The following is a 17,249-nucleotide window of genomic DNA, read 5'->3' on the forward strand; positions in this document are numbered from 1 at the left end:
TCCTGTGGGGGACGCCCCCTCCCCCAACCCCTGTTGGTGGGGGCTGCCCCCCCCCCCGCGATGACGTCAGTAGCCATTACGCAACAAGCGCTGGTGCCACAGCGTTTGCTCAGCCGACGGCACATCAACCAGATACTGATACTTCCCCGCCACCCGGCACGCCACCGCCACCCCATCGCGGAACAGCAGCCGATTGCCGTTCACCGCCGGCACCTTGGCCCCCGGCAACAAGGTGCCCACCAGGTTCAACGGATCGCAACCACTCACCACCAGCAACGCCCCGTCCACTTCGCGCCTGCGCACCTGGCGCAATACCCCGATGGCTTCGGGCAAGGCGAACTGCTCGCCGGCCAGCCCGGCGATAAAGCGCCCGCCACGGATCTCACCGCGGGCTTCGAGGCGGTGATAGCAATGCAGCAACTCACGCCACGACGGCAGCACATCGCTTTCACGCTCCAGCAGGCGCCAGCACACCACGCCGTAGCGACGCAGCAGGCTGCGGGCGATATGTTCCAGGCGCGGGTCTTTGTCCACTGCGCTGCCCGCGCGGCGCAGCAGTGCCCAGCGCCCGGCATGGGCCATGGAACTCGACAGCGGCGGATGCCCGCGCCGGCTGCTGCGCGAAGCGCGTTTGGCCGCGGGGGTGATCAGGCTGCGCAGGCCACTGAAACCGTCGGCGCTGGCCAGGCCAAAGCCGACCAGTTCCTGCAGCGCGGTTTCCAGCTCGCTGGGCAGCAGGTGAGCCTCGTGGGCAAGTTCGTCGAAGAACAGGGCGCCGTGGGCCTGCAAGCTTTGCAGCACGCGCTGGCCCCGCGGCGATAGCTGCTGCGGATCCGGCGTTGGCGCAAGGCTGCGCCACAGCCCAAGTTGCTCGCGTGGCAGCAGCACCAAGGGGGTGCTGGTCAAGGTGCTGGCCGAGGCCGTGGCCGCCAGCCTGCTCCAGGCCCACTGGCCGCTGCGGCAGGCATCGTCCAGCCAGTGCGGGCTGTAGTCCTTGATCCGTGCCGGCAGCAGTTCCGCCTCCCAGGCGCCGGCCGCAGCCGGGAAACCTTGCAACTGGCCGAGCACTTCGCCCACGGCCTGCGGGCCACGCAGGCGCTCTTCGCTGGCCAGGTGCTGCCAGTCGAACAGAAAACGCATGAAGTCCTGCAGGCTGACCGGTTCGATCTCGCGGCGCAGGCGCTTGACCGTATAGCGGTGGATGCGCGCCAGCAGGTGGCGTTCGCACCACTGCACTGCGCGCTCACCCGGGCTGAACTGGCCGCGCAGCACGTAACCTTCGCCTTCCAGCCGGGCGAGGGCCTGTTCGCAGTCGCCCAGGGCGCAACCCAGCGGCGTGCCGATCTGGGCGAGGGTCAATGGGCCGAAGCCGCTCAGCCGGGCCCGCAGCAGTTCGCTCAGCGCGGTGTCCTGCGCATAAGGTTGGTCGAAGCCCGGCAGCACTGGCAACGCTGGCTCCAGGTGGGCGCCGGGGAACACTGCGCTGATCTGCCCAAGGCGCTCACGGGCCAGCCACACAGGCGGCCCGCCCGCCTGGAGGCGGCAGGCTCTGCCGGACTGCGCCAGTTGCTCAAGCAGGGCGACCCAGCCAGGGTTGGCCTCGGCTTCGGCCTGGGTGATCACGCCCAGGCTCATCAGGGCTTCATGCAGTTCATCGGCGTTGGCGGCGTGCGGCCAGGCCTCGGCCTGCACGGCGCGGATGGCGTCGATGTCCAGCGCTCCGAGGTCGTCGCTGCTGTGCACTTCGTTCCAGCGGCGGTTGAGCACGGCCTGGGTGCGCCGCTCTTCCAGCGGGGCATCGTCGAGGAAGGTGTAGGGGCGGGCGTTGAGGATCGCCGAGGCCAATGGTGAAGGCGCCGGCAGGTCGCGGCTGAGCAGGCGGATGTCACCGGCCTCCATGCGCCGCAGCAGCGCCAGCCAGCCTTCGCTGTCCATGGCCTCGTGCAGGCAGTCGTCGAGGGTCTGTTCGACCAGTGGGTGATCGGGAATCTGCCGCTCGCCGACCAGGTTCTCCAGGCAGGCGATCTGGTCGGGGAATACTGCGGCTATCAGGTCTTCGCTCTTCATCCGCTGGATCTGCGGCGCCACCTTGCGCCCGCCCACATAGCGCGGCAAGGCCATGGCCACCGCCGCGCACCAGCGCCAGCGCACGCCGAACAGCGGCGCGTCGAGCAGAGCCTGGACAAGGATCGGCTCGGCCGTGCGGCTGTTCAGGTAACGCCAGACCTCGTCCAGTTCGAAACTGTGGCTGCTGGACAGCGACAGCACGATGGCATCTTCACTGGCCGCCGCCTGCAGCTCGAAATTGAACGTGCGGCAGAAGCGCTTGCGCAGGGCCAGGCCCCAGGCGCGGTTGATGCGGCTACCGAAGGGCGAATGAATGATCAGCTGGGTGCCGCCGGACTCGTCGAAGAAGCGCTCCATCACCAGGGTCTGCTGCGAGGGCAGGGCGCCGAGCACCTGCCAGGTGCGGCCGAGGTAGTCGAGCAATTGCTGGGCGCAGCCTTCATCCAGTTGGTAGGTGGTGCGCAGCCAGCCCAGCGCCTGGTCGAAATCGCCGGCCTGCAATTGTTCATCAAGGCGCGCCTGCAGCCGCGCCACTGCGCCGGACAGCTCATTGCTGCGCCCGGGCGCCTCGCCGATCCAGAACGGAATGGTCGGTGGCTGGCCCCGGGCATCCTCGACCCGTACCCGCCCAGGCTCTACCCGCAGGATGCGGTAGGAGGCGTTGCCCAGCTGGAAGATATCGCCAGCGATGCTCTCGATCGCGAAGTCTTCGTTGACGCTGCCGATGTTCAGCGCCTGGGGTTCGAGCAGCACAGCGTAGTCGGCGGTTTCGGGGATGGTGCCGCCGCTGGTCAACGCGGTCAGCTGGCTACCGCGTCGCCCGCGCAGGCTGGCGCTGACCGCATCACGGTGCAGGTAAGCGCTGCGCACGCCCTGGCGGCCGTTGAAACCCTCGGCGAGCATGCGCAGCAGGGCCTGGTAGTGGCCTTGGTCGAGGGCGGCGTAGGGGGTGGCCTGGCGCAGCAGGTTGAACAGCGCGCGCTCGTCCCAGGGCTGGTTGCTCACTTCGGCGACGATCTGCTGGGCGAGCACGTCCAGCGGCGCCGCCGGGATATGCAACGCGTCGAGTTCGCCCTGGCGCACAGAGTCGAGCAAGGCGACGCACTCGATCAGCTCGTCCCGCGAGGTGGGGAACAGCCGGCCCTTGGGCACGCCATCGACCTGATGCCCGGAGCGCCCGACCCGCTGCAAGAAGGCGGCGATCGAGCCGGGCGAGGCGATCTGGCAGACCAGATCGACATCGCCGATATCGATACCCAGCTCCAGCGAGGCGGTGGTGACCAGCACCTGCAACTCGCCGGCCTTGAGTTGCTGCTCGGCCTTGAGGCGATGCTCCTTGGCCAGGCTGCCGTGGTGCGCGGCCACGGCGTCGTTGCCCAGACGCTCGCCCAGGTGGCGGGTGAGGCGTTCGGCCAGGCGCCGGGTGTTGACGAAGATCAGTGTGGTGCGGTGTTGGCGGGCCAGGGTGGCCAGACGCTCGTAGACCAGCGCCCAGACATCGCTGGCCATGACCGCGGCCAACGGCACCGGCGGCACTTCGAGGGCCAGGTCGCGCTGGCGCACATGGCCGATGTCGACGATGGCACAGGGGCGCTGGTGGCCAACCAGGAACTGCGCCACCCGCTCCACCGGGCGCTGGGTCGCCGACAGGCCGATGCGCCGCAAGGGCCGGCCTGCCAGGGCCTCCAGGCGTTCCAGGGTCAAGGCCAGGTGGCTGCCGCGCTTGTTGCCGGCCAGGGCGTGGATCTCGTCGACGATCACCGTGTGTACGCCGGCCAGGCCTTCGCGGCCCGACGCCGAACCCATCAGCACGTACAGTGATTCCGGCGTGGTCACCAGGATATGCGGGGCCAGCTTGCGCATGGCCGCGCGTTCCTTCTGCGGGGTGTCGCCGGTGCGTACGGCCGTGGTGATGCGTGGCGCCTTCAGGCCGAGCTGCTCGATCTGCGCGCTGATGCCTGCGAGCGGGGCCTCGAGGTTCAGGCGAATGTCGTTGGACAGCGCCTTGAGCGGCGAGACGTAGACAACCTGGGTTTGCGCCGGCAGTTCGCCGTCGCGATCGAGCCCTTGGCGGAACAGCTCGTCGAGCACGGCGAGGAAGGCGCTCAGGGTCTTGCCCGAGCCGGTCGGCGCGGCCAGCAGCATCGACTGGCGCGCATGGATCAGCGGCCAGGCGCCGGCCTGGGCCTCGGTGACCGTGGCGAAGCGTTGGCGGAACCAGGTGGCCACGGCGGGGTGGAACAGGCCGAGCACCGGGTGCTGGTGAGCGGGGAGGTTCATGGATTGGTTATGGAGCGTTGCAGGCGGATAGGCAAGGGGCCGTTCGTCTGCCTGTTCCGGCCTCATCGCGGGGCAAGCCCGCTCCCACGCTCAGGTCCACAGCGAACGGCGTGGGAGCGGGCTTGCCCCGCGATGCTGTTAGCTCAGGCTGGCGTGTCGAGCGTGAGGTGTCATCGCGGGGCAAGCCCGCTCCCACGGAGTGCTCGCCTGTCAGCGCTGCCCGAGAATGCTGCCCAGCAGCCCGGGGAAGCGCCCCTCGAGCTCATCGCTGCGCAGCGAGTTCATGTGCGTGGTCCCCACATTGCGGGTAAACACCAGCCCCGCCTCGCGCAACACGCGAAAGTGATGGGACATGCTCGACTTCGGCCGCCCGCCATCCAGTTCGCCGCAGCTGGCCTCGGCCACACCGGCCAGGTGGCGGACGATTTCCATGCGCACAGGGTCGCTCAGGGCGTAGAGCAGGCGCTCCAGGGTGAGGTTGTCGGGGGAGGGGTGGGTATAGGTTCGCATGGCCGACATGATAACGGGGTTTCACAAATTGCCATAGTTCGAATATGATCGAACAATCGTAAGTTGACTCACCCCCGGAGTAACCACATGTCCGCCCTGTTCGAACCCTATACCCTCAAGGACGTCACCCTGCGCAACCGCATCGCCATCCCGCCGATGTGCCAGTACATGGCCGAGGACGGCATGATCAACGACTGGCACCACGTCCACCTGGCCGGCCTGGCCCGGGGCGGTGCCGGCCTGGTGGTGGTCGAAGCCACTGCCGTGTCGCCGGAAGGCCGCATCACCCCCGGCTGCGCCGGTATCTGGAGCGATGCCCACGCCCAGGCCTTCGTGCCGGTGGTGCAGGCGATCAAGGCCGCAGGCTCGGTGCCGGGCATCCAGATCGCCCACGCCGGGCGCAAGGCCAGCGCCAACCGCCCATGGGAAGGTGACGACCATATCGCCGCCGACGACGCTCGCGGCTGGGACACCATCGCCCCATCGGCCATCGCTTTCGGCGCCCACCTGCCGAAAGTGCCAAAGGCCATGACCCTTGAAGACATCGCCCGGGTCAAGCAGGACTTCGTCGACGGCGCCCGCCGTGCCCGTGAGGCTGGTTTCGAGTGGATCGAGCTGCATTTCGCCCATGGCTACCTGGGGCAGAGCTTCTTCTCCGAGCACACCAACCAGCGTACCGACGCCTACGGTGGCAGTTTCGACAACCGCAGCCGCTTCCTCCTGGAAACCCTGGCGGCCGTGCGTGAAGTGTGGCCGGAGCATCTGCCGCTGACGGCGCGCTTTGGCGTGCTGGAATACGACGGGCGTGACGAGCAGACCCTGCAGGAGTCCATCGAACTGGCGCGGCGTTTCAAGGCCGGTGGCCTGGACCTGCTGAGCGTCAGCGTCGGCTTCACCATCCCCGAGACCAACATTCCGTGGGGCCCGGCCTTCATGGGGCCGATTGCCGAGCGTGTACGCCGGGAAGCGAAACTGCCGGTGACTTCGGCGTGGGGCTTCGGTACGCCGGAGCTGGCTGAAGGGGCGCTGCAGGCCAACCAGCTGGACCTGGTCTCGGTGGGGCGTGCGCACCTGGCTGATCCGCATTGGCCGTATTTCGCTGCCAAGGCACTGGGCGTGGACAAGGCGTCGTGGACGCTGCCTGCGCCTTACGCGCACTGGCTTGAGCGTTATCGCTGAGTTGATTCAGCCCATCGGGGGGGGGGGGGGGAAGGGGGCCAGAGTGGACGGGGAACGGGCAGACGTGTGCTATTATCGCTGAGTTGATTCAGCCCATCGCGGGGCAAGCCCGCTCCCACGCACGTGGGAGCGGGCTTGCCCCGCGATTTGTCATTTGTTCAGAACCGATCCAGCTGATAGGCGGCCATTCGGCAATCCATCTGATTGTCTGCCAAGCGCCCCACCCACTGCGCCGTCACCGCCGCCTGGGTCAACCCCAAGTGCTGGTGCCCGAACGCCAGCAACACCTTGCCGTCCGCCACCCGATCGATCACCGGCAGTGAATCCGGCAACGACGGCCTGAAACCCATCCACGGCGTCGCCCCCTCGGCATCCAGCTCGCGCCGGAACAACCCCTTGCTCAAACGATGCAACTGCCACGCCCGCTGCATGCTCGGTGCTGCATCGAGCCCGGCGAACTCCACCGTGCCGGCCAGGCGCAAGCCATCGGCCATGGGCGTCATGATGAACTTGCGCTCCAGCGAGGTGACGGCGAACGGCAGCCGCTGCTGCTCGTTGGGCAGCATCAGGTGGTAGCCGCGTTCGGTGTCCAGCGGGACGCGTTTGCCGGTCAAGCTGTGCACCAGCCTTGCCGAGTGCGCACCACAGGCGATCAGCACCTGGCGGGCCTGCAGGTCGCCCTGGTCACTGTGCAGGGTGACCCCGCCTGCGTGCAGCCGGCCACCGCTTACCTCCCGCCTGGCGAACTGCACACCGGCCGCCTGGGCGGCGTCGAACAGCGCGCCGACCACCCGGTACGGGTCGACAAAATGCCCGGTACGCGGGAAGAACAGGCCGCCCTGAAGCGACGGGCTCAACTGTGGCGCTGCGGCGTGTACGGCCTGCGCCGACCAGTAGTCCACCGGCACCGCCTGCTGCTGCAGGCGTGCGCGCAAGGCCTGCAGTGCCGGGCGCGATTCGGCGCGTTCGAATACCAGCAACGAGCCATCCTCATGCAGCAGGTCAGCGCGCCCGATCGAGCCCAGCAAACGCTGCCAGGCGCCGAGGCTGGCCTCGTTGAGCGCGCGCAGGCCGGCCACGCTGCGCTGGAAAGGGGCCGGGCGCAGGTTGAGCAGCAGCCGGGTGAACCATGGCAACGCCTTGGGCAGGTACTTCCAGTCCAGGCGCAGCGGGCCCATCGGGTCCAGCAGCATGGCCGGCAGGCGCTTGAGGATCGACAGGTCGGCGATGGGGAACACTTGCTCGGTGGCCAGGTGCCCGGCATTGCCCCAGGAGGCGCCGTGGCCGGGCGCCTGGCGGTCGATCAGCAACACCCGCTTGCCCAGGCGGGCCAGTTGCAGGGCACAGGCGACGCCGACGATGCCGGCGCCGACCACGGCGATCTCGGTTTCAGGGGTTTCGAGCATGCCTAGCCTTCCCTTTTGCCGTCGACCAGACGGCGCAGATGCAGCGGGTTAGCGTGTTGCAACTCAGCGGGCAGCAGGGCATCGGGCAGGTCCTGGTAACAGACCGGGCGCAGGAAACGCTGGATTGCCGCCGTCCCCACCGAGGTGCTGCGGGTATCGGAAGTGGCGGGGAACGGCCCTCCGTGGACCATCGCATCGCACACCTCGACGCCGGTCGGCCAGCCGTTGAGCAGAATGCGCCCGGCCTTGCGCTCCAGGGTCGGCAGCAGTTGCCGGGCACTGTCGAAGTCGGCCTCGTCCAGGTGCAAGGTGGCCGTCAGTTGCCCTTCCAGATGCTCGGCCACCTGGCGCACCTGCGCATCGCTGTCACAAGCCACCACCAATGAAGCCGCGCCAAACACTTCGGCCTGCAAGCCCGGGTCACCCAGGAAAGCCGTAGCCTCGGTCAGGAACAGCTGCGCCTGGCATTGGTTCGGCCCCTGCGGCGCCTGGCCGCTGGCGACCCGTTGGGCATTGCGGTTTGCGGCCAGCGCGGCGACGCCAGCGGCATACGCAGCGAAGATGCCAGGGGTGAGCATGGTCTGCGCGGCGGTGCGCTGCAGCTGTTCGCCGGCGGCGGCGATGAAGCGTTGCAGCGCCGGGCCCTGACGGGCGATCAGCAGGCCGGGGTTGGTGCAGAACTGGCCGGCGCCCTGGGTCAGCGAGGCGACGAAACCCTGTGCCAGTGCTTCGCCGCGGGTTTGCAGGGCGGCGTCGAACAGGAACACCGGATTGATCGAACTCATTTCGGCGTACACCGGAATCGGTTCCGGGCGTGCCTGGGCGGCCTGGCACAGGGCAACGCCGCCACTGCGCGAGCCGGTGAACCCGACCGCCTTGATGCGCGGGTCGTTGACCAGGCCCAGGCCGATGTCGCGGCCGGCGCCGTACAGCAGGGAGAACACGCCTTCGGGCAGTTCGCACAGCTGCACCGCCCGGGCCACGGCCTGGCCGACCAGCTCGCTGGTGCCGGGGTGGGCGCTGTGGGCCTTGACCACCACCGGGCAGCCAGCGGCCAGCGCCGACGCGGTATCGCCACCGGCCACCGAAAAGGCCAGCGGGAAGTTACTGGCGCCAAACACCGCCACCGGGCCCAGGGCCACCTGGCGCTGGCGCAGGTCGGCGCGTGGCAGTGGCTGGCGCGCGGGCAGGGCGTGGTCGACGCGCACGTCCAGCCATTCGCCGGCACGCACTACCCGGGCGAAGGTGCGTAGCTGGGTACAGGTGCGTCCGCGTTCGCCCTGGATGCGGGCCGCGGGCAGGCCGGTTTCGGCGACGGCGCGATGGATCAGGTCATCGCCCAGTGCTTCGATCTGCTCGGCGATGGTTTCAAGAAAGTGGGCGCGGTGCGCCAGCGAGGTTGCGCGGTATTCATCGAACGCCGCCCAGGCCAGGGCACAGGCTTGGGCCACCTGCTCGGCGCTGGCGCCGGCGTAGGGCGGATCGAGTGGTTTGTCGGTGGCCGGATCGATGGCGCGGATCGCGGCCTGGGTGCCGGATACGGCGCGCTGGCCGATCAGCAGGTTGCCTGTGAGGGGCATGGGGGCGTCCTTGGGGCGGAGGGTTCGGAGGATGGCACCGGCCAGGCCGGTGATCGCCGGCAAGCCGGCTCCCACAGGAGCCGTCCTTGCTGGCGAGCAGGGCTTCAGGCCAGGTTCTGCTCGGCCGACCAGTTGGCGTACCAGGTGCGGAACAGGCTGTACTGCTGCTCGGCGTAGTGGCGCTGGGCGTCGGTGAGGGCGTCGGTTTCGTTGAAGTGCAGGCTGTACTCGGTATCGCCGTTGAGCACCATCAGGTGCTTGTAGTACAGCACCAGGTCGCAGCCTTCATCGAACGACGACAGCACCGCCAGCGCGGCTTCCAGCTCCCGCGCCAGGCGCCGGGCCTTGGCGTCACCCTTGGCCGCCTGCTTGCTCAGGCTCACCAGTTGCAGCACCTGGCGGGGCAGGGCGTTGCCGATGCCGGTGATGGCGCCGGTGGCGTTGCAGTTGACGAAGCCGTGCACCACTTGCGTGTCGACGCCGACCATCAGGGTCACGTCGTCATCCTGGGAGGTGATGTGTTCGGCGGCGTAGCGCAGGTCGGCGGCGCCGCCGAACTCCTTGAAGCCGATCAGGTTGGGGTACTCGCGGCGCAGTTCGAAGAACAGGTCGGCGCGGGTGGCGAAGCCGTAGTAGGGGCTGTTGTAGATCACCGCCGGCAGCTTGGGCGCGGCCGCCAGGATCGCCGAGAAGTGATGCTTCTGGGCAATCAGCGACGCGCCACGGGACAGCACGCGGGGGATGACCATCAGCCCGGCAGCGCCGACCTTGGCCGCGTGGGCGGCATGGGCTACCGCCTCGCGGGTGTTCACCGCGCCAGTGCCGACGATGGTCGGGATGCCGGCGGCCACCAGGCGTGCCACGCCTTCCTGGCGCTCGGCCTCGGTCAGCAGCGGCCAGTCGCCCATCGAGCCGCAGTACACCACGGCGCTCATGCCGGCCTCGATCAGCTCGCGGCCCTTGCGCACCAGGGCATCGAAGTCGGGGGTGCGCTGCGCGGTGCACGGGGTCATCAGGGCGGGCATGCAACCGGTGAAGATGTTGTCAGTCATTGTTGTCACTCCTTGCAGTGTTCGTTGGGAAGAAAGCGGGGTCAGATGCCCCAGGCAAACGGGTCTTGTTCGTCGATCAGCAGGGTGCTGTCGGCGGTCATGTGGGCGCGGCCGGTGATGAACGGGCGGATACGCTCGCCTTCGCGTTCGAAGCGGCCCTGGAACTGGCTGCCGGTGATGCTCGCCTGCACCCAGGCCTGGCCCTCGGCGAGCTTGCCGTCGGCGGCCAGGCACGCCAGCTTGGCGCTGGTACCGGTGCCGCAGGGCGAGCGGTCATAGGCCTTGCCCGGGCACATCACGAAGTTGCGGCTGTCGGCGTGGGCGTCGTCGGCGAACAGCTCGATATGGTCGATCGGCGCGCCGTGCTCGCCGGTGATGCCCTGGGTTTCCAGGGCCTTGAGCATTTTCCAGGTGTAGTCGGTCAGGACCTCGACGTTGTCCAGTTCGATGCGCTGGCCATGATCGCTCACCAGGAAGAACCAGTTGCCGCCCCAGGCGATGTCGCCGCGCACCGGGCCAAAGCCCGGCACCTCGACCGCCACCTGCTGGCGGTAGCGCCAGGACGGCACGTTGCCGACGGTGACCGCGCCGTCCTCATGCAGGGTGGCGCTGACCTGGCCCACCGGGGTGTCGATCTTGTGCACGCCCGGTTCGATCAGCCCCAGGTGCTGCAAGGAGGCGACCAGGCCGATGGTGCCGTGGCCGCACATGTTCAGGTAGCCGGCGTTGTTGAAGAAGATCACCCCGCAAGTGGCGTCGCTGGAAACCGGCGGGCAGTACAGCGCCCCCACCAGCACATCGTTGCCGCGTGGCTCCAGCAGGCAGGCGCGGCGCCAGTGGTCGTGCAGTTCGCGCAGTTCGTCGCGCTGTTCGGCCATGCTGCGGCCGGTCAGTTGCGGGAAGCCTTGCATGACCAGGCGGGTCGGTTCGCCGCCGGTGTGGGAGTCGATGACGTGGATCTGTTTCATGGGCGTTATCCGTTGCAGATTTAAGGTGGCACCGTGGGAGCGGGCTTGCCCCGCGATGAGGCCGGTTGCCGTGAATCGCGGGGCAAGCCCGCTCCCACGCGTTCCTGTCGGTTGTTTTCAGGAAGCCAGTGCCGCAGGCCGATGGCCGCTGTGCACCTGGCCGGCCGCCTCGCTCTCGTCGTCCCCATCCAGCCGTACCAGGTGAGCCGGCACGCCGGTGGCGGCGCCCCAGTAATAGATACCCAGCGCTGCTGCAGCCACGACCGCCGTGTCGAACGGATGCCCGATCACCCCCAGCCCGCCAAAGCTGCCCAGCCAGGACAGCAGGATGGTCACGGCGTAGAAACCGATCAGCCAGGCCGACGAGCGCACTTGCTGGCCAATGGAAAGATGCTCGGTGGGCACGAAACGGCGGCACAGCAGGTACAGCACGAACATCACGATCTGCAGGGCCAGTAGCCACGACACGGTGTTCCAGCCCGACCAGTAGACGATCAGCGCGGCGATGATGAACGACAGCGGGCCGAGCACCCCCATGCCCTTGACCCGGAACGGGCGTGGCATGTCCGGGGCCGTGCGGCGCAGGGCGGCGACGGTCACCGGCGCCACCGCGTAGCTCAGCACCAGGGCGGCCGAGACCACGTTGATCAGCGCCTCCCAGGAGGGGAATGGCAGGGTCCAGAACACCGACAGGGCGAAGGTCAGCCACAGTGCCGGGCGCGGGATACCGGACTGCTCGTCGATGCGGGTGAAGTACTTGAAGAAGGTGCCGGTCTGCGCCCAGCCATAGATCACCCGCGGGGTGGCGTTCATGTAGATGTTGCCGCAGCCGCTGGGCGAGACCACCGCATCGGCCACCACCAGGTAGGCCAGCCAGCCGACGCCCAGGGCCAGGGCGATGTCACGGTAGGGCAGGGCCAGTTCCTTGGTCACCCCGGCCCAGCCGTTGGCCAGCATTTCGGTCGGCACGCTGCCGAGGAAGGCCAGTTGCAGCAGGGCGTAGATCGCGGTGGACAGCAGGACCGAGAGGATCAGCGCGATGGGGATGGTGCGCTGCGGGTTCTTGACCTCGCTGGCCACCGAGATGATCGGGGTAAGGCCCAGGTAGGCGAAGATGATGCCGCCGGCCGACACGGCCATTTCCACGCCGGACATGCCGAACGGGGCAAAGCCCTGCACCTCGAAGTTTTCCGGCTTGAAGAAGGTGAACAGCACGCCGATCACCAGCAACGGCACGATGAACTTGAACACGCTGACCAGGTTGTTGGCCTTGGCGAAGGTCTTCACGCTGCGGTAGTTGAGCGCGAAGAACAACCCGAGCAAGGCGAACTGCACCAGCCAGCCGAGCACGGTCGGGTCGCTGGAACCGGCCTTGGTCAGGCTGGGGAACCAGGCCGCGGCGTACTGGCGCGAGGCGACCACTTCGATGGCGATCAGGCTGGAGAAGGCGATCAGGGTGATGAAGCCCATCAGGTAGCCCAGCAGCGGACCGTGGGAATACACCGGGTAGCGCACCACGCCACCGGCGCGCGGCAGCGCAGCGCCGAGCTCGCAGTAGACGATGCCCAGCAGCAGGACGGCGAAACCGCCGAGGAACCAGGACAGGATCCCGGCCGGGCCGGCGATGGCCGACACGTGGCTGGCGGCGAACAGCCAGCCGGAGCCGAAGATGGCGCCGAGGCCGATGAAGGTGAGGTCCAGCAATGACAGCTGTTTCTTGAATTTGCCTGACATGGGGTCGCCTTTTTGTAGGTTTTGGATAGGCAGGTCTGATGTCACGATGCGGCTTTGCGGGCCGCGTTCTTGTAGGTCATGGGGGCGGCTTGCGTGGGGCATAGAGTGGACCGATCGGGGCGGGGGTTCTTGATGGTTTTCGGCAAGGGGGATGACGAAATCGGCACAGTTCTCGAAAGCGCTGGTGAAGGGCGATGTGGCTGGATAGGCTGCAGGCCTTGCCGTAACAGCTGTGCCGGCTGTGCGTGTGCAATCGCGGGGCAAGCCCGCTCCCACGAACAATGCGTGGGAGCGGGCTTGTCCCGCGAGAGGCCGACAATCAAGAGCGAAGATACTGATGCCCCAGCAACCTCTCGCCACCCTCTACCAGCAGCTCGACCAGCACCGCCCCGAATCCTTGGAGGCGCTGCTCACCGGGGTGGTCTGGCTGCTGCCGATGCTCGACGTCATCGCCAACGCTGCGATTTTCATAAAGGACGAGCAGGCGCGTTACGTGCTGGCCAACCGCACCCTGGTGCAGCGCTGTGGCCTGAAACAGCTGCAGCCACTGCTGGGCAAGACCAGCGCCGAGGTGTTCCCGGCTCGGCTCGGCCCCGGTTACACCGAGCAGGACCGCCGTGTGCTGGAGCAAGGGTTGGTGCTGGAGGACCAGCTGGAACTGCACCTGTACGGCAGCCGCGAACCGGGCTGGTGCCTGACCCACAAGCGCCCGCTGTACGATCCCGCTGGCAGGATCATCGGCCTGGTGGGTATTTCCGTGGATCTGCAATCCGCCGCCGACACCCACCCCGCCTATCAGCGCCTGGCCGCGGTGGACGCGCATATCCGCGCGCATTTTCACCAGCCGATCAGCATGGGCGAGCTGACCCGTATCGCCGGGATTTCAGTGGCGCAGCTGGAGCGCTACTGCAAGCGGGTGTTCCACCTGACGCCACGGCAGATGATCCACAAAGCCCGCCTGGAACACGCCCATCAGTTGCTGCATTCGGACCTGCCGATCACCGAGGTCGCCCTGCGCTGCGGCTACACCGACCACAGCGCGTTCAGCCGCCAGTTCCGGCAGCTCACCGGGTTTACCCCGAGGCAGTATCGCCAGGCGACGGCTCAGGAAGGTTGAAACAGTGCCTTGGCTTCAGCGAAACACTGTTCGGCAATGGCTGAACGCGGCTCGCTGCGGCGCAGCAGCAGGCCCACCGGGCTGTGGATGCTGGCGTCGGCCACCGGGATGATCCGCAGGTGCGTGCTCAGCTCTTCCAGGCCGCAATCCAGCGGCATGATCGCGCAGCACACGCCAACGTTGATGGCCTGGATCAGTTGGAAGGTCGAGTCGCTTTCCAGCACGGAGTTGGGTTCAAGGCCACGGCTGCGGAAACTCAGGTCAAGTGACTGGCGGTAATGCATGCCCTTGCTCAGCAGGCCAAGCGGAATCTCGCCGAGTTCGTCCCAACGCAGGGTGTCGGCGTCGAACTGAAAGTGCCGGGTGTCGTGCAGCAGGCCCATGGTGGTGGTGCTCAGCTCGATCACTTCGAAGAAGCTGGCATTGACCTGGTCGAGGTAGCAGATACCCAGGTCCAGCTGGTTGCGCGACAGGCCGTCGATGATCTGCTCGGAGCTCAGCGACGACAGCTGGAAGCTCAGCTCGGGGTATTTTTCCCGCAGCGGCAGCAGCAGTTGCATGGGGTTGAAGCTGGCCAGTGGCACGGTGCCCAGGCGCAGGCTGCCGACTACCTGGCCACGGCAGCTGGCGGCCTCGGCCTGCAGGCCGTCGTGGGCGGCCAGCAGGGTGCGGGCCCAGGCCAGGATGCGCTCGCCGGCCTCGGTGAAACCCTCGAAGCGCTGGCCGCGCTTGACCAGCACCAGGTCCAGCTCGTCCTCCAGGTTGCGCAGGCGCATCGACAGGGTCGGCTGGGTGATATGGCACAGCGCTGCGGCCTGGCCGAAGTGGCGGGTCTGGTCGAGGGCGATGAGGAACTTGAGCTGCTTGATGTCCATGGTGCGGCCTGGCGAGCGGGGTGGCGGGTTCGGCGACCTTAACCAACTCCGCGTGGGCTGGCCAATCTTTAATGGTGACCGCTTGATAGAGGCCCTTGATCGGTTGGTTCGCCCTATCGATTGGACGCGGTCCGAGGCTTGCCTCTAACGTGGCCGCAAGGCCAATCACGGAGCGGAACTTGATGAGTGTTAAACCGGATGCGGTGTTCGTGCCACTGAACATCGCCGTACTGACTGTCAGCGATACCCGCAGCTACGCCAACGACACCTCCGGCGAGTTGCTGGCCAGCCGCGCGGTGGAGGTCGGCCATCGGCTGATCGCACGTGAGCTGCTCAAGGACGACCTGTACAAGATCCGCGCCCAGGTCGCCACCTGGATTGCCGATGAGCAGGTACAGGTGGTGCTGATCACCGGCGGCACGGGCTTTACCGGCCGCGACAGTACGCCCGAAGCGGTCGAGTGCCTGCTGGACAAGCGCATCGATGGTTTTGGCGAGTTGTTCCGCGCGCTGTCGATCCTCGATATCGGCACTTCGACCGTGCAGAGCCGGGCGCTGGCCGGGCTGGCCAACCGCACCCTGGTGTGTTGCCTGCCGGGGTCGACCGGGGCGTGCCGGACGGCGTGGGAGGGGATCCTGGCCGAGCAACTGGATGCCCGGCACCGGCCGTGCAACTTTGTTGCGCATTTGAAGCCGATCGGGCTGTGCGAAAGCCGCGGTTGATGGGGCTGCTTTGCAGCCCTTCGCGGGTGAACCCGCTCCCACAGGATCTCGATGCCCTGTGGGAGCGGGTTTACCCGCGAAGGGTTGCGCAGCGACCCCAGTTGGCTTAACTGACTGGCATCTTCAGGCCTTGCGCAAACGCAAACTGCGCCACAACGCCCCGACCATCAACACGCTGACCAGCGCCCAACCCCACGCTTGCCGGTTTGCCAACCCCTCTTGATACAACTGCGGCGCCACGCCCGCGCCAACGATGAACGCCAGCAACGCCACCTCCGCCCGAGGCGCGCGCACCGGGCGCAGCAGGTAGACCACCGCCGGCAGCAGCAATGCCGCGCTGGGGAAGCTGCGATAGCGCGGGTCGAACACCATCGCCAGCATGCTCACCGCCGCCGCGAACCCCGCAGCCAGCAACCACTTGCCAGCATGCCCTTCAAGCCAGGCGAACAACCGCTGCCGCCAGCCGTCACGGCGGGCCAGGGCCAAGGCCGCCTGGGCCAGCACCAGCAAGTTGAGCCCGGCCAGCAGCACGGCCCACAGCCACTCGCCGGCAAACCGTGCATTGGTGCGCATCAGCTCGCCCCACAGTCCCAGGCTGCCGGCGCCCAGCGCGGCCAGCAGCGGCAACAGCAAGGCGGCGCGGGCATGCGCCGGGCGCCCGGCCAGGGCCAAGGTCGCCAGCAGCAACAGCAGCGAGGCCAGCAGCCACTGTGGCCACAGCGCCAGGTTGCTCACCGGCCCTTCGAGCACGCCCTTGTCCTGGCGGTCGGCGTCGTACAGCCCCCAGTAGCCGCCCACCGCGCCTTCACTGGCGCGCTTCCACGGTTGGTCGAAGGCTTCGATCAGGTTGTAGTGCCAGCCATTGGCCTCGGCCAGGGCGACGAAACCACGAATGAAAAGCGCCTCGTTGACCCGGCTCGGCACCGCTGTCTCGCGCTGGCGGCCCTCGCTTGGCCAGCCGGTTTCGCCGATCAGGATGTCCTTGGGCGCAAAGCGGTTGCCGAACACCTGGCGCACGTCGGCGACATGCGCCAGGGCCGCATCGATGCCACGCGGGTCATCCTCCCAGTAAGGCAGCAGGTGGATGGTGAGGAAGTCCACCGCAGGCGCAATCTGCGGGTGCTGCAGCCAGAACTCCCAGACATCGGCGTAGGTCACCGGCACCTTGACCTGGCTCTTCACCCTGTTGATCAACTCGGCCAGGCGCTCGCCGGTGACTTCCTTGCGCAGCAGCGCCTCGTTGCCGACGATCACCGCGCTGACCACGTCGGGGTTGGCGTTGGCGGCGGCGATCAGCAACTCGACTTCTTTGTCGGTGTCCACCGGGTTGGCGTTGACCCAGGCCCCCAGCATTACCTTCAGGCCGTGCTTGCGGGCCAGTGCCGGGATGGCTTCAAGGCCGGTCATCGAGTAGGTGCGGATGCACTGGAAACGCTCGGCCAGCAGGGCCAGGTCGGCGTCCATGCGCGCCGGGCGCAGGCGAAACGGCTGGTCGAACGGCGACTGGTCCTTGTCGAACGGGGTGTAGGAGGCGCACTGCAATTTGTGGGTAGGGCTTGCGGCGTCTGGCAGGTGCACTGGCTTGCCGAGGCCGTACCAGAGGGCGCCGAGGCCGAGGAGGGCGAGCAGGCAGGCGAGCAGGTAGGTCGTGCGCAACATCGGGCGGTCCATCGTCGGGTTCGTGAGCAGGGGCCCGTACGGGCGAACCTGTGATAGTAGCCCGGCGCCAAGCGTTTGGCATGCAAGGATCGCGCAGGTC

Annotated in this window: 12 protein-coding genes; 3 read left to right on the forward strand and 9 right to left on the reverse strand. The window is 67.6% G+C overall.

The genetic code is table 11. The features are described 5' to 3' along the window. Window positions 1-66: 66 nt before the first annotated feature. Window positions 67-4,347 carry a DEAD/DEAH box helicase gene (locus ACO6VM_RS18595; RefSeq protein WP_401058830.1) on the reverse strand — a complete coding sequence of 1,427 codons (4,281 nt, stop codon included), beginning with the start codon at window positions 4,345-4,347 and terminating at the stop codon, window positions 67-69. A gap of 210 nt (window positions 4,348-4,557) precedes the next feature. Next, entirely contained in the window at window positions 4,558-4,866 is a 309-nt protein-coding gene (locus ACO6VM_RS18600) for an ArsR/SmtB family transcription factor (RefSeq protein ID WP_232880619.1), read from the reverse strand. Window positions 4,867-4,944: 78 nt separating this feature from the next. On the opposite strand from ACO6VM_RS18600, the gene xenA reads away from it, so the two are divergent. Beyond that, complete coding sequence (gene xenA, locus ACO6VM_RS18605) at window positions 4,945-6,036, forward strand: xenobiotic reductase XenA (RefSeq protein WP_401056625.1); 1,092 nt, start codon at window positions 4,945-4,947, stop codon at window positions 6,034-6,036. A gap of 158 nt (window positions 6,037-6,194) precedes the next feature. On the opposite strand, the gene ACO6VM_RS18610 is transcribed toward xenA, so the two are convergent. From ACO6VM_RS18610 to ACO6VM_RS18630, 5 genes are all read right to left on the reverse strand, one after another. Further along, entirely contained in the window at window positions 6,195-7,442 is a 1,248-nt protein-coding gene (locus tag ACO6VM_RS18610; RefSeq protein WP_401056623.1) for an NAD(P)/FAD-dependent oxidoreductase, read from the reverse strand. Between the two features lie 2 nt (window positions 7,443-7,444). Further along, window positions 7,445-9,022 (reverse strand): aldehyde dehydrogenase (NADP(+)), encoded by a 1,578-nt coding sequence (locus ACO6VM_RS18615; RefSeq protein ID WP_401056621.1) that lies wholly within the window; start codon window positions 9,020-9,022, stop codon window positions 7,445-7,447. Between the two features lie 104 nt (window positions 9,023-9,126). Beyond that, a complete protein-coding gene (locus ACO6VM_RS18620) occupies window positions 9,127-10,074 on the reverse strand; it encodes a dihydrodipicolinate synthase family protein (RefSeq protein WP_401056619.1) in 948 nt (315 codons plus the stop codon). Window positions 10,075-10,115: 41 nt separating this feature from the next. Then, window positions 10,116-11,042: a 4-hydroxyproline epimerase gene (locus ACO6VM_RS18625; RefSeq protein ID WP_401056617.1), complete on the reverse strand. Its 927-nt coding sequence runs from the start codon at window positions 11,040-11,042 to the stop codon at window positions 10,116-10,118. A gap of 117 nt (window positions 11,043-11,159) precedes the next feature. Further along, window positions 11,160-12,776, reverse strand: coding sequence for an APC family permease (locus tag ACO6VM_RS18630; protein ID WP_401056615.1), 1,617 nt, complete (start codon window positions 12,774-12,776; stop codon window positions 11,160-11,162). Between the two features lie 337 nt (window positions 12,777-13,113). Between ACO6VM_RS18630 and ACO6VM_RS18635 the strand changes: the two genes are divergently transcribed. Then, window positions 13,114-13,893 (forward strand): AraC family transcriptional regulator, encoded by a 780-nt coding sequence (locus ACO6VM_RS18635; RefSeq protein ID WP_125465117.1) that lies wholly within the window; start codon window positions 13,114-13,116, stop codon window positions 13,891-13,893. On the opposite strand, the gene ACO6VM_RS18640 is transcribed toward ACO6VM_RS18635, so the two are convergent. Beyond that, window positions 13,881-14,768 carry a LysR family transcriptional regulator gene (locus ACO6VM_RS18640; RefSeq protein ID WP_347148569.1) on the reverse strand — a complete coding sequence of 296 codons (888 nt, stop codon included), beginning with the start codon at window positions 14,766-14,768 and terminating at the stop codon, window positions 13,881-13,883. The genes ACO6VM_RS18635 and ACO6VM_RS18640 overlap by 13 nt on opposite strands. 182 nt (window positions 14,769-14,950) lie before the next feature. Between ACO6VM_RS18640 and moaB the strand changes: the two genes are divergently transcribed. Beyond that, window positions 14,951-15,490, forward strand: a complete 540-nt coding sequence (moaB, locus tag ACO6VM_RS18645) for a molybdenum cofactor biosynthesis protein B (RefSeq protein WP_125465115.1) — start codon at window positions 14,951-14,953, stop codon at window positions 15,488-15,490. Window positions 15,491-15,613: 123 nt separating this feature from the next. Here the strand turns inward: moaB and ACO6VM_RS18650 are convergent, their stop codons facing one another. Then, the gene (locus ACO6VM_RS18650) at window positions 15,614-17,161 is read right to left on the reverse strand and encodes a beta (1-6) glucans synthase (protein ID WP_401056612.1); all 1,548 of its coding nucleotides are present in this window, start codon (window positions 17,159-17,161) and stop codon (window positions 15,614-15,616) included. Between the last annotated feature and the right edge of the window lie 88 nt (window positions 17,162-17,249).

It is taken from the genome of Pseudomonas sp. GZD-209, from assembly GCF_049310485.1.
Classification (GTDB): Bacteria; Pseudomonadota; Gammaproteobacteria; order Pseudomonadales; family Pseudomonadaceae; genus Aquipseudomonas; species Aquipseudomonas sichuanensis.

Excerpts from the sequence above, each read along its gene's own strand:
- ACO6VM_RS18595 (WP_401058830.1), bottom strand. The coding sequence starts at position 4,347 with ATGAACCTCCCCGCTCACCAGCACCCGGTGCTCGGCCTGTTCCACCCC.
- ACO6VM_RS18600 (WP_232880619.1), bottom strand. The coding sequence starts at position 4,866 with ATGTCGGCCATGCGAACCTATACCCACCCCTCCCCCGACAACCTCACC.
- xenA (WP_401056625.1), top strand. The coding sequence starts at position 4,945 with ATGTCCGCCCTGTTCGAACCCTATACCCTCAAGGACGTCACCCTGCGC.
- ACO6VM_RS18610 (WP_401056623.1), bottom strand. The coding sequence starts at position 7,442 with ATGCTCGAAACCCCTGAAACCGAGATCGCCGTGGTCGGCGCCGGCATC.
- ACO6VM_RS18615 (WP_401056621.1), bottom strand. The coding sequence starts at position 9,022 with ATGCCCCTCACAGGCAACCTGCTGATCGGCCAGCGCGCCGTATCCGGC.
- ACO6VM_RS18620 (WP_401056619.1), bottom strand. The coding sequence starts at position 10,074 with ATGACTGACAACATCTTCACCGGTTGCATGCCCGCCCTGATGACCCCG.
- ACO6VM_RS18625 (WP_401056617.1), bottom strand. The coding sequence starts at position 11,042 with ATGAAACAGATCCACGTCATCGACTCCCACACCGGCGGCGAACCGACC.
- ACO6VM_RS18630 (WP_401056615.1), bottom strand. The coding sequence starts at position 12,776 with ATGTCAGGCAAATTCAAGAAACAGCTGTCATTGCTGGACCTCACCTTC.
- ACO6VM_RS18635 (WP_125465117.1), top strand. The coding sequence starts at position 13,114 with ATGCCCCAGCAACCTCTCGCCACCCTCTACCAGCAGCTCGACCAGCAC.
- ACO6VM_RS18640 (WP_347148569.1), bottom strand. The coding sequence starts at position 14,768 with ATGGACATCAAGCAGCTCAAGTTCCTCATCGCCCTCGACCAGACCCGC.
- moaB (WP_125465115.1), top strand. The coding sequence starts at position 14,951 with ATGAGTGTTAAACCGGATGCGGTGTTCGTGCCACTGAACATCGCCGTA.
- ACO6VM_RS18650 (WP_401056612.1), bottom strand. The coding sequence starts at position 17,161 with ATGGACCGCCCGATGTTGCGCACGACCTACCTGCTCGCCTGCCTGCTC.